This window comes from Pseudoalteromonas sp. 2CM28B, assembly GCF_023161935.1.
Genome location: NZ_JALNTH010000003.1, coordinates 328,639 through 341,395, shown reverse-complemented (window position 1 = coordinate 341,395; position 12,757 = coordinate 328,639). Strand labels below are relative to the sequence as shown.

Sequence of the window (12,757 nt, the reverse complement as noted above, 5' to 3'; positions counted from 1 at the left end):
AGTAATGAATGAACGAAATAAATGAAAAAAATAATAATGAAGATATTATTGATTTAGGCTCCTATTTAAAAGTCGTTATGCGTGCAAAATGGCGCATTATGAGTTTTGCTAGTGTGATTACTTTGCTCACGATCATGATAACTTTCACTTTAGTACCAAAATATATTGCAACAGCTACGCTACTTATTGAGGCTGAACAAGCTAAGGCAGTTAGCTTTGAAGAAATATATGGACTCGACTCTAATCAAAAAGAATACTACCTCACACAATTTGAAGTAATAAAGTCAGATAGTATCGCTCGCGAAGTTATCCGCAAGCTTGAGTTAAAAAGCCATCCAGACTTTATAGCTAAGCCTAGCGCTTTCAATCAATTAAAGACACTAATAAAACAAGAGTTAAAACCATATTTACCCATTAATAAAAAAGAAGCCACTATTTACTCGTCTGATGAGCAAGCCGAACGTGAAATGCTAAGCTTATTAGGGGCTTTTAAATCACGCTTGTCAGTATCTCCAATTCGAAATACACAGTTGGTACGTGTCAGCTTTGAATCGAGCGACCCTAAGTTAGCAGCACTGGTGGCCAATACTGTTGGGCAAGTGTATATAGATAGTCAAATGCGAGCTAAAATGGGAATCACACAGCAGGCTTCCAGTTGGTTGAACACCCGATTATCTCAATTACGTATTCAGTTAGATGACTCTGAAGTACGTCTGCAAGCTTACCGTGAGCAGCAAGAGCTAGTGGATATTGAAGGTATAGCTGGGCTTGCAACACAAGAGCTAGAACAAATATCACAGCAATTAATAGTTGCTCGTAATGAAAAAAATAATTTACAAAGTATCAATCGAGTAATTAGTGAATATGGCAATAATAATTTAGAGTTATTAGGAAGTATGCCTGAAATTACTTCGCACCAAGTCATACAAAATGTAAAACGAGACGTTGTTATTGTTGAGAGAAAGCTAAGTGAATTAGGTGAAGTGTATGGGCCAAAGCACCCTAAAATAATCTCCGCAAAAGCAGAACTTGCTACCGTTAAGAGTAACCTCAATAAGCAAATTAAAGGGCTTGTTACTGGTATTGAAAAGGAACTCAATCGTATAACGCGTACAGTAAGCGCACTTGAGCGTGATTTGATAAAAATACGCGCTGAATACCAAGACATCACTCGTAAAGAAACAAAATATAATCAATTAAAACGTGAGGTAGAGACTAACCGCAATATATTTAACACGTTTTTATCTCGTTCGAAAGAAACTGAAGTTACAAGCGATTTTAGCTCGGCTGCCGCTCGCTTTACAGATAAAGCATACGCTCCGAACAGTCCATCAAAACCGAATAAAAAATTAATTATTATTTTATCTTTTGTTGGTAGCTTTTGTTTTGCTGCTGTAATGAGTTTTGTATTTGATGCGTTAAACGATACTGTAAAAACAAAAAGTGATGTAGAAGATAAAATTGCTCAGCGCATGTTAGGCTTACTACCTCATGTGAAAACACCTAGGAAAAGTACTTTTCCTATTCATGCATATTTAGATGAAAAATACAGACTTTTTGCTGAATCAGTTCGTACTTTTCGTACAAGCTTACTGTTAACTCAGCTTGATCGTGAACTTAAAGTAATTGCAATCACGTCAAGCACTCCCGGTGAAGGTAAAACCACGACCTCAGCTAATTTAGCAATGTCATTAGCGCAGATGGGTAAAGTGTTATTGATTGATGCGGATTTACGTAAACCAAGTATCGCGAAGCGCTTTGATATCCCTGTATTCCACCCCGGCTTGAGTAACTTAATAGTAGGTACAGAGCATTTTAGCGAGTGTGTACATGTAGATGGGCAGTCTGGTGTGGCTATTATGCCGAGCGGACAAATTCCAGCTAATCCGCTTGAGCTTTTATCTAGCCAACGTTTTAATGAAGTGCTTGAGGTATTAAAAACAAAATATGACCACATAATAATTGATACTCCACCAACACAAGCGGTAAGTGATGCTTTAGTAATTGCTAAAAGTTCTGACTCCGTTATTTACGTTGTTAAATCTGATGTTACACGCATCAAACCAATTAAGGCTGGGGTTGAGCGTTTATTTGAAGCTAAGGCCCATGTTGCTGGAATAGTATTAAACCAAGTTGATATTAGTAAAAGAAAAGATGAGCACAGCCATGGGTATTACGATTATTACGATTATTCGCAAAAGCCAGCTCAATCAAGTTCTTAGTAGGTGATCGCGTATGTTTGATATTCATTCACATATTTTGCCTGGTCTAGATGACGGCGCTAAAGATTTACAAGAGTCTTTAGCTCTTTTGAAAGTGGCTCAAGATGACGGCATAACGCACATGGTGGCCACACCGCATATTCATATTGGGCGTTTTGATAATTCGGTTTCCCACCTTTATACTGATATTGCAAAATTAAAGGCAGGGGCTTTGGCAGCAGGTATCAAAATGCAGCTGGCAGTTGCTGCAGAGGTTAGGCTTGATATTGAGCTAATGGCATTGGTTTTATCAAATAAGCTACCGTTTATTGGCTCTCTTGGTTCTGATAATTATATATTATTGGAACTACCTCATTCACATGTACCGCAAGGTTATGATAAGTTTATTAATTGGCTTGCAAAGCAAGGTATTAAAGTCATTATTCCTCACCCAGAGCGCAATAGAGAGATTCAAGCAAACCCATTTTATATTGAGCGATTAAATCAATTAGGATGCGACTTTCAATTAACCGCTTCAAGTTTAGAGGGGGCCTGGGGCGAAAGTGCAAAAGCGATTAGTATTAATATGCTCGAAAATAACTTAGTACGTTATATAGCATCCGATGCACACTCAATCAAAAGACGTCCACCCTTATTAAGCAATGCAAAAAAAATAGTGAAACACTTATTGAGTGAGGAGAAAGCGGAAGATTTATTCGTAAATAATCCAAAACACTTAACGAGCACGTTGTTTAATGGCTAAGACCAAGCAGTTAGTTAATATTTTTCTCCTTGGTATTATAATACTTGTTATTAGCATTGAGAGCGTAAATAGCATGCGTGCTAATGTGTGGTATTTTAAGGCTGTCAATACTCTAAAGCAGTCTAAAGCATTAATGACTCCTGCAGAGCTAAAGTTTGCTGATGATGCAATTACTTTAGCTTTAAAGCTTGAGCCTACTCAGGCACATTATTGGCACCTCAGCGCTTATGTAAAAATGCTTGGATTGACTTTAAAGGATATGAAAAGTGAGGATATGTCATATTCTTTCAATGATATTGAACACGCGCTTTTAACTTCACTTCAAAATAGACAAGCTTGGTCTGAAACGTGGATTGAACTTGCAAAAGTAGTCAGTAGTCAAGAAGGGCTTTCTCAGCGAGTATTAAGGTATATAGATCAAGCTAAAAAAACGGGCCCTTATAAGTTTGAAGTAAGATCAGGCATCATTCAAATAGCATTAATTAATTGGCCTCAACTTCCTCCTAATTTCAAAGCTCAATATATAAATGAGCTAAATTTAGCTGCGCAATATGATGAGAAGCTCGATAAAGTTTTTGATATTGCGAACCAAATTAATAAAGTAACATTATTGTGTATGTCACTACAGTTTGGAAGTGAATTGAAATCTGTGAGAAAAAGTTCCACATTTGAAATGTATTGTAAATGAGTACTAATAATTTCAAGATAAGTTTTTCAATTTTAACAATAGTTATTAATTTCTAAAATCATATAGAACTGTGTCTAAGATATTATTTTGTATTATAAAAATTACTTTTTATTTAAAGCTAGGCCTTTTTTTTCTATGGTATTGTAAGTTATTTTTGAAATATAAATAATTACAGTCAATGTAAGTAAAATAAATACATTGTTAATTTCAGCCCCTCCAAAATCTAAGTACCGTTGTGAGCTTATAGTTGGCGCTACATTTATCCCTGTTATTTTTTGAATAATTATACCTATCGAAGTCAAAATGAATAATATTGCCGCATGGGTCATATATATTGAGTAAGATAGCTTGCCTATAGTTTGAAAAGCATTAAGTTTTAAAAACTTTGATAGTAAGCCTGCTTCATATGCAAAAAATAATACAGTTAATAAGAATAGTATTGGAGCAATTAAGGATTTATATTTAAAGTTAACAATCACGACTTGGACTATCAGAAATAAGAGTAATAGTTCTATTACTGTAGCTAATGCAGGGGGGAATTTAAAATGTGAAGATTTTTTGAAAAGTAAATAAATTACAGTACCACCAAAAAAGCAAGATAACCCTTTCAAAACACTCTCTACTAATATATCCGATTTAAAATATATAAGGCTGAAAGCGATAGCTGATATACAGAACCAAACAATGGACTTACTGGTTTTAAAAAAGGCTATAGTAAAAAAGAGCAAAACATAACTATAGAATTCTATACTTATACTCCATGATGGGTAGTTAAAGCTTAGAGGGTCACTAAAAGGAGTCCAAGAGTGTATCAGTAGTAGGTTAGGGAGAATTTGTTCAACTGATGTGTCATTTGTAAAAGGTAAATTATTAAATGAAATTCCTCCTAGTTTATAGGCAAATAACTTCCCAAGCTCTAGAAGGATAAATATAGCTAACATAAATATATGTAGTGGATATATGCGAAAAAAACGGGCTTTAATGAATGCGTTAAAATTTAGATCTTTCTTTTCGCCGTACCCATGTGCCAAAACAAAGCCACTTAAAATAAAAAAGAACTCTACAAATATTGCACTACCTCTAAAAAAATCCAATTCAGTTATTGAGTTAACAAAGTGCATGTGAAAAATCACGACTGAGATTGCACAAATGCCCCTAAATGAATCAAGTGCTTCAAATCTTTTTTTCAAAACTTAGTCCTTTAAAGTGATCCGCCTACGGAATAAAACACTATTTAAAGTTACTATATAACTAATTTTAAAAAGATTATATAAAACTTATCTCTAAGCATATTGAAAATATTTCTAAATTATAAGTCAATACTTAACAATGATTAATTAAGGTCGGGTTAACTTCTTGAAGGGAGTAGGTTAGGTTGAATCAATCAAGAGGGCCTATGATTAATATTAAACTAAGTAAGCCACTCTTGAGAAAACGCCCAGAGCCATTGTCATCAGCTCTGGGCTACAAATGGCTCTTAGTTGAGCCTTGCGCTAACTAAATACACTTTCGCAATTCTTAGGGAGAAGAAGAAAGTACCTTTAAGTGTAGTTAACTAATTTTCAAAACTCTAAATTTTGTTTGTTTATTAACCATAAATGATAACAAAGACTTAATAATATTGTGCACAGGTTACCCTTTGTATTGAGTGCTTTATGCCCAGCTTATTAACTGGGTATTTTGCACAAGATCGCGTGGCAAAGAATTTTTGATCTTATTCTTTTGCCATTTACCTAGTCCTATCGGGCAGCCACATAAGGTTAGTACTACTTCGCCGCTGGCTTTTGTAACGTCTTCTAGGCGTATATCTTTACCATTAAAGTAGTCGTTTGCTTGCTCGTTTGTTAAAGCATACGTATTGCTTTTGCATTCATTACCAAATACGGTAGCAAACTCGTGAGTTAGTCTTACGCCGTTTTTATGAATAATTCCTAGTTGAATACCTAAACGTGCGTATTTTATTTTGTTTTGAACGGCTTCAAACCCATCAGGAAATAACCACAGTTCTTTATCGCGCTGCATTAACTTACCTGGCAGCGTTTTTAAGCCAAACTGTTTTTTAAGCTCGCTCATAAAAGAACTGGTTTGTTTTTTATCAAACTCGTTAAATGGAAACGCGCCTTTTTTTACTGTTTGGGTTGGGTTATTGCAGCTTGCGAGTTTTTTAAACTTAGCGATAAAAAAGCCTTCACTGTCGAATGTTTGCGGCCACACATGTAAATAGCCCTCGGCGGTTGTGGCTTTTTCTGCCCCTTTAAATAAATCACTTAGCGATTGCGGCTCAATGTAGTCGCCAAATTCATTCAGTAGGTAGTTGCATACTTGTTGGTTTTCGAGCGGGGTAAGCGTACAGGTTGAATACACCAGCGTACCGCCTGGTTTTAATGCGTAAAAAGCGCTTTTAATTAAATCTTTTTGAACTTGAGCAATTTCTATATTTGATTCTATTGACCAGTTTTTAAGTGCATCGGCGTCTTTACGCACTGTACCTTCGCCAGAGCAGGGTGCATCAAGCAAAATGCTATCAAAGCATTCAAACATATAGTTACCAAATATGACGCCATCAAAATGCGAAAGCGCACAGTTACCAATGCCCATACGTTTAAGCGTAGCGCTAAGGACTTTTAAGCGTGATGACGAAAGTTCGTTGGCAACAAGTACGCCTTGGTTATTCATTATTGCGGCAAGTTGCGAAGTTTTAGAGCCAGGCGCTGATGCCATATCAAGCACATAGTTATCTTGTAAATCTAAGTTTTCAATACTTTGTTTTAGTGCCATAGGCGGCAGCATTGAGCTTGCCTCTTGCACGTACATAGCGCCGCTTAAATGTAAGTCGGTATTGCCTAATGCTAAGTTTTGCTCTTCATCGCTTGGGCGTTCTAGCCAAAAACCCTCACTACACCAAGGTATGGGTGTAAGTTGCCAGTTTTTTTGCTCTGCACGGTGTTTAAATTCAGCAACGCTAATTTTTAATGTATTTACACGAATAGATTTTCTGAGAGGGCGACGGCACGCGTTTATAAAGTCGTCTAAATTGAGGTGCGCAGGTAAATAGGTTTTTACGTCGTCAATAAAATGCTCAGGAATAAAAGTGTTGGCGTTCACGCGTTGGCTCGTACATTAAAAAATAAAGCGCGATATTAGCACTTTTAACGCACTATTTCAGTGTTAAATAGCGGCTTTATAATTTATTAGTGTGTCGACACATTGTGTTTTTAGTTTAATCTTAAAGCAATTTTATACGACTTTAGATTAAAAGTGTCGACAATGAGTGTGTTTTTTACTCATTTTTACCTTAGGTGGGGTTGACATGTTTTTTTATTAAGCACATAGTTAACCCATCAATTGTCGACAATTTATTTATAAAGCCATGACGCAACCTTTTTTAAACGATACACCTATTACTACAGCATCTGATCAAGTGTTTGTTGATATGCGCCGTGAAATAGTAGAAGGCAGCATACAGCAGGGTAGCAAAATATCGGAGCCTGAGCTTGCAAAGCGCTACGGTGTAAGCCGTGCGACGCTTAGAGAAGCGCTTAATCGCTTAGAAAGCTGTTACTTAGTGGAGCGTAAAGCCAATGTAGGTTGCCGAGTAGTGGCGCTAACCGCAGAGCGTTTAATTGAAGTATACCAAGTACGCAGCTCGCTTGAAGGCTTAGCATGTAGGCTTGCTGCCGACAATATGGCAGCTGACGAAGTTAAAGGCTTAAAGCAATTACTTAATCAGCATTTGCAAACGCAGCGTGTTAAAGAGGGGGAGTCGTACTATCAAGAAGCGGGCGATTTAGACTTTCACTATCGCATTATTAAAGGCAGTAAAAACGCCCATTTAATCCATTTGTTATGTAACGAGCTTTACCAATTAATACGTATGTACCGTGTACAAATGGGCATGGTAGGTCCGCGCGTATCAAAAGCGTTTGACGAGCACTTAGCTATTATTAACGCGATAGAAAACCACGATGGTGAACTTGCCGAAATGCTGATGAAACGACACATCAGTGCATCGCAAGCAAATATTCAAACCAAATTTGATGTGTACCAATCAATATGAGTATTCGAAAAATTTAACTGATTAAATCGCTCTATAACGTCGTTAAGAATTTTTTATTTAGAACCACTAAACATAAAAATTATTGCCTAGTTACAGAACGATTTTCTTAGCGTTAAATAGACCTTATACACATACAGATTGGTATTTGTCATAAACAAAAACTTCTAAAAGCTAAAGCTAATAACAGTTAAACAGTCACAATGTAAGATTAAAAATATAAGTTACTCCATGTAGCAACCGTTCAAAGTGAGGAGAAAATAATGTCAGCAGGATTGAAATTTAAACAGGCCATTGCGAATAACCGCCCATTACAAGTGGTGGGTACTATTAATGCCTACACAGCCATGATGGCTGAAAAAATGGGCCACCAAGCTATTTATCTCTCAGGTGCAGGTGTTGCGAACGCCTCTTACGGTATGCCCGATTTAGGCATGACCAGCCTTGATAATGTACTTGAAGATATTCGGCGTATTACTGGTGCCAGCGATTTACCACTACTGGTAGATGCCGATACAGGCTGGGGCGGGGCGTTTAATATTGCGCGTACCGTTAAAGAAATGACCAAAGCAGGCGCGGCGGGTTTTCATATTGAAGACCAAGTAGCGCAAAAGCGTTGCGGTCATCGTCCTAATAAAGAAATTGTAAGCCAAGGTGAAATGGTTGACCGTATTAAAGCCGCGGTTGATGCAAAAACCGATAGTGATTTTTACATTATGGCGCGTACCGATGCGTTTCAAAAAGAAGGTTTAAGCGCCGCGATTGACCGCGCAGCTGCCTGTGTAGAAGCGGGCGCTGACGCTATTTTTGCAGAAGCCGTGCACGACCTTGCCGATTACCAAGCATTTGCAAAGGCGATTAATGTACCAATTTTAGCTAATATTACAGAGTTTGGCCAAACGCCTATTTACACCAAAGAGCAGTTAAGTGAAGTAGGTGTAGAAATGGTGCTTTATCCACTTAGTGCGTTTAGAGCAATGAATAAAGCCGCGCTTAATGTGTACTCTGCCATTTTAAATGAAGGTTCGCAGCAAAGCGAAATTGAGAACATGCAAACACGCGCTGAGCTTTACGAATTTTTAGATTACCACACATACGAAAACACACTCGATAACCTTTTTTCATCAAAATCTGACAAATAATAATTATTAAAATAGATAACACACACAAATTTAGATAGGAGAAAATCATGGTAGATAAAGCATTAGGCGGAGCAGGTTTACGCGGGCATGTTGCAGGGCAAACCGCATTATGTACAGTAGGGCAAACAGGCTCAGGTTTAACGTATTGTGGGTACGATATTAGCGAACTTGCCGAAAAAGCACAGTTTGAAGAAGTGTCTTTTTTACTTTCACGCGGCGAACTACCAACAGCCAATGAACTAGCCGAGTATAAAGCTAAATTAAAAAGCTTACGCGGCCTGCCAGATGCACTAAAAACCGTACTTGAAAATATTCCTAAAGACGCGCACCCAATGGATGTTATGCGTACCGGTTGCTCTATGCTGGGTAACCTAGAAATGGAACTTGATTTTAGCCAAGCAAACGATGCGATTGACCGCATGGTTGCGCTCTTCCCAAGCATTATTTGTTATTGGTACCGCTTTACACACGATGGCGTTCGCATTGAAACCCAAACTGATGACGACTCAGTAGGCGCGCACTTTTTAACCCTCTTACACGACAAAGCACCGAGCGAGCTTTTTGCGCAAGTAATGAATGTGTCGCTAATTTTGTACGCAGAGCATGAATTTAATGCCTCTACCTTTACGGGGCGTGTGTGTGCATCAACGCTTTCTGATATTCATTCTTGTGTAACGGGCGCTATTGGTACGCTACGTGGGCCACTGCATGGTGGTGCAAACGAAGCCGCTATGGATATGATTCAGGGCTTTACAAGTGCAGATCACGCCGAACAAGAAATCATGGGTATGCTAGAGCGCAAAGATAAAATAATGGGCTTTGGACACGCTATTTACCGTGAGTCAGACCCACGTAACGTTATCATTAAAAAGTTCTCTGAAAAACTAGCTAAAGAGGTGGGCGATGATGTGCTTTACCCTGTGTCGGTTAGGTGTGAAGAAGTTATGTGGCGCGAGAAAAAACTGTTTTGTAATGCTGATTTTTTCCATGCATCGGCGTACCACTTTATGGGGATCCCAACTAAGTTATTTACGCCAATATTTGTGATGAGCCGTGTTACAGGTTGGACGGCACATGTTAAAGAGCAGCGTGCTAATAACCGTATTATTCGCCCAAGTGCAGATTACACAGGACCAGAGGCGCGCAGCTACACGCCAATTGAATCAAGAGGCTAATTAGTTACACATAATACCAATCCGTAATAATACTTAATTAAGCGGATTGGTATAGGGTGAGCAATATGCTCACCTCTTGCCTTTTATTTCCCGTCACCTATTAGCGAATAGATATTATGACCATAATTAATAACACCCAATACCGAAAACCATTGCCCGGCTCAAATGTGGATTACTACGACACGCAAGAAGCCGTTGATGCAATAAAGCCTGGTGCTTATGCCACATTGCCTTACACATCACGCGTACTGGCCGAAAACTTAGTGCGCCGCTGTGAGCCAGATATGCTAACCGATGCGCTTAATCAGCTTATTGAGTGTAAGCAAGATTTAGACTTTCCGTGGTACCCGGCGCGCGTAGTGTGCCACGATATTTTAGGCCAAACTGCTTTAGTTGATTTAGCAGGCCTGCGCGACGCAATAGCCGCAAAAGGTGGTGATCCGGCAAAAGTAAACCCGGTTGTGCCTACCCAGCTAATTGTTGATCACTCTTTAGCGGTAGAGCATGCAGGCTTTGATCCTGACGCATTTGAAAAAAACCGTGCAATAGAAGATAGACGTAACGATGACCGTTTTCATTTTATAAACTGGACTAAAACCGCTTTTAAAAATATTGATGTTATTCCGCCTGGTAACGGCATTATGCATCAAATTAACCTTGAAAAAATGTCGCCTGTTATTCAAAACCGCGATGGCATTGCATTCCCCGATACCTTAGTTGGTACCGACAGCCACACCCCGCATGTGGATGCACTTGGCGTAATTGCTGTAGGTGTTGGTGGGCTTGAAGCCGAAAGCGTAATGCTTGGCCGCGCCTCGTACATGCGCCTGCCTGATATAGTAGGTGTTGAGCTTACAGGCACTCGCCAGCCTGGCATTACTGCAACCGACATAGTGCTGGCTATTACCGAATTTTTACGCGCTCAGCGTGTTGTATCGACCTATTTAGAATTTTACGGCGAAGGCGCTGATGCACTAACCCTTGGCGACAGAGCAACTATTTCAAACATGACGCCTGAATTTGGTGCCACTGCAGCTATGTTTTATATAGACGATAAAACAATCGATTATTTGCGTTTAACAGGGCGTGATGAAGAGCAAATAGCGCTTGTAGAAAACTACGCTAAAACGGCAGGCCTTTGGAGTGATAGTTTAAAAACCGCAAAATATGAGCGGGTGCTTAAATTTGATTTATCAAGCGTTGGACGCAATATTGCTGGGCCTTCAAACCCACATCGTCGTGTATCCACGAGCGATTTAGCAAAAGAAGGTATATCTGGCGTTGTTGAAAACGAAGAAGGCTTAATGCCAGATGGCGCGTGTATTATTGCTGCTATTACCAGTTGTACTAACACCAGTAATCCGCGCAACGTAATTGCTGCCGGCTTACTTGCGCGTAATGCAAATGCCAAAGGTTTAATGCGTAAACCCTGGGTTAAAACGTCATTAGCACCGGGTTCAAAAGCGGTGCAATCATACCTAGAAGAAGCAAAATTACTCCCTGAACTTGAAAAACTTGGCTTTGGTATTGTGGGTTTTGCTTGCACTACCTGTAACGGCATGAGTGGCGCGCTTGACCCTGTAATTCAACAAGAAGTGATAGATCGCGACTTATACGCAACAGCGGTACTTTCGGGCAACCGTAACTTTGATGGGCGTATACATCCGTATGCTAAGCAAGCGTTTTTAGCGTCACCGCCATTAGTGGTGGCTTACGCTATTGCCGGTACTATTCGATTTGATATTGAAAAAGGTGTACTAGGGAAAGATCAAAATGGTAACGACATAACGCTAAAAGACTTATGGCCAAGTGATGAAGAAATAGATGAAGTAATAAAACAAAGCGTAAAGCCAGAGCAATTTAAAAAAGTGTACGAACCTATGTTCGATTTAACCGTAGATTACGGTGAAGACAACGACCCGCTATACAATTGGCGCGAGCAAAGTACCTATATTCGCCGCCCGCCATACTGGGAAGGCGCCCTTGCAGGTGAGCGCACCATGACCGGCATGCGCGCCCTTGCTGTACTTGGCGATAACATTACAACGGATCATTTATCGCCTTCAAACGCTATTATGGCAAGCAGTGCCGCGGGTGAATACTTAACTAAAATGAATGTTCCTGAAGAGGATTTTAACTCGTACGCAACGCACCGAGGCGATCACTTAACAGCGCAGCGCGCTACATTTGCAAACCCTAAATTGTTAAACGAAATGGTGCGTGATGAAAACGGCGAAGTTAAACAAGGTTCATACGCACGATTAGAGCCACAAGGTACCAATACCCGTATGTGGGAAGCAATCGAAGCTTATATGCAGCGTAAACAACCACTCATTATTGTAGCCGGTGCCGATTATGGGCAAGGCTCATCGCGTGATTGGGCTGCAAAAGGGGTAAGGCTTGCAGGCGTTGAGGTTATAGCTGCAGAGGGCTTTGAGCGTATTCACCGTACTAACTTAATTGGCATGGGTGTATTACCGCTTGAGTTTAAACCAGGCACTACCCGCAAAACGCTTAACATTGATGGCAGCGAAAGCTTTGATGTAAAAGGCGAGCCAACACCAGGTGCAACGCTTGATTTAGTGATTACACGTAAAAACGGTGAGATACTAACAGTACCTATGAAATGCAGATTGGATACCCAAGAAGAACTTTCTATTTATGCCGCTGGTGGTGTATTACAGCGCTTTGCGCAAGACTTTTTAGAAGCTACGCAATCAGCATAAGGGGCGTG

The 12,757-nt window shown here is 39.6% G+C and carries 9 protein-coding genes; 7 read left to right on the top strand and 2 right to left on the bottom strand.

Going from position 1 to position 12,757, the window contains the following annotated elements:
- Positions 1-8: 8 nt before the first annotated feature.
- From MTN96_RS06185 to MTN96_RS06175, 3 genes are read left to right on the top strand one after another with little or no spacing between them, the layout of a single operon-like run.
- Entirely contained in the window at positions 9-2,222 is a 2,214-nt protein-coding gene (locus MTN96_RS06185) for a polysaccharide biosynthesis tyrosine autokinase (RefSeq protein ID WP_096739742.1), read from the top strand.
- A 13-nt stretch (positions 2,223-2,235) separates the two neighbouring features.
- Positions 2,236-2,964: a tyrosine-protein phosphatase gene (locus tag MTN96_RS06180; protein ID WP_096739741.1), complete on the top strand. Its 729-nt coding sequence runs from the start codon at positions 2,236-2,238 to the stop codon at positions 2,962-2,964.
- Positions 2,957-3,652, top strand: coding sequence for a VpsP family polysaccharide biosynthesis protein (locus MTN96_RS06175; protein ID WP_096739740.1), 696 nt, complete (start codon positions 2,957-2,959; stop codon positions 3,650-3,652). Before MTN96_RS06180 ends, MTN96_RS06175 begins: the two co-directional genes overlap by 8 nt.
- A 101-nt stretch (positions 3,653-3,753) precedes the next feature.
- Here MTN96_RS06175 and MTN96_RS06170 read toward each other — a convergent pair whose 3' ends face one another.
- Positions 3,754-4,842: an acyltransferase gene (locus MTN96_RS06170; protein WP_096739739.1), complete on the bottom strand. Its 1,089-nt coding sequence runs from the start codon at positions 4,840-4,842 to the stop codon at positions 3,754-3,756.
- 463 nt (positions 4,843-5,305) lie between these two features.
- Positions 5,306-6,757 carry a 16S rRNA (cytosine(1407)-C(5))-methyltransferase RsmF gene (rsmF, locus tag MTN96_RS06165; protein WP_248530975.1) on the bottom strand — a complete coding sequence of 484 codons (1,452 nt, stop codon included), beginning with the start codon at positions 6,755-6,757 and terminating at the stop codon, positions 5,306-5,308.
- Between the two features lie 265 nt (positions 6,758-7,022).
- Between rsmF and MTN96_RS06160 the strand changes: the two genes are divergently transcribed.
- The 4 genes from MTN96_RS06160 to acnD all read left to right on the top strand — a co-directional run bounded on the left by MTN96_RS06160 (position 7,023) and on the right by acnD (position 12,749).
- Positions 7,023-7,709: a GntR family transcriptional regulator gene (locus MTN96_RS06160; protein WP_024032638.1), complete on the top strand. Its 687-nt coding sequence runs from the start codon at positions 7,023-7,025 to the stop codon at positions 7,707-7,709.
- A 260-nt stretch (positions 7,710-7,969) separates the two neighbouring features.
- On the top strand, positions 7,970-8,848 hold the full coding sequence (prpB, locus tag MTN96_RS06155) for a methylisocitrate lyase (protein WP_055253209.1): 879 nt from the start codon (positions 7,970-7,972) through the stop codon (positions 8,846-8,848).
- 47 nt (positions 8,849-8,895) lie between these two features.
- Entirely contained in the window at positions 8,896-10,023 is a 1,128-nt protein-coding gene (gene prpC, locus MTN96_RS06150; RefSeq protein WP_248530974.1) for a 2-methylcitrate synthase, read from the top strand.
- A gap of 116 nt (positions 10,024-10,139) precedes the next feature.
- Positions 10,140-12,749, top strand: coding sequence for a Fe/S-dependent 2-methylisocitrate dehydratase AcnD (gene acnD, locus MTN96_RS06145; protein ID WP_248530972.1), 2,610 nt, complete (start codon positions 10,140-10,142; stop codon positions 12,747-12,749).
- Positions 12,750-12,757: the final 8 nt, after the last annotated feature.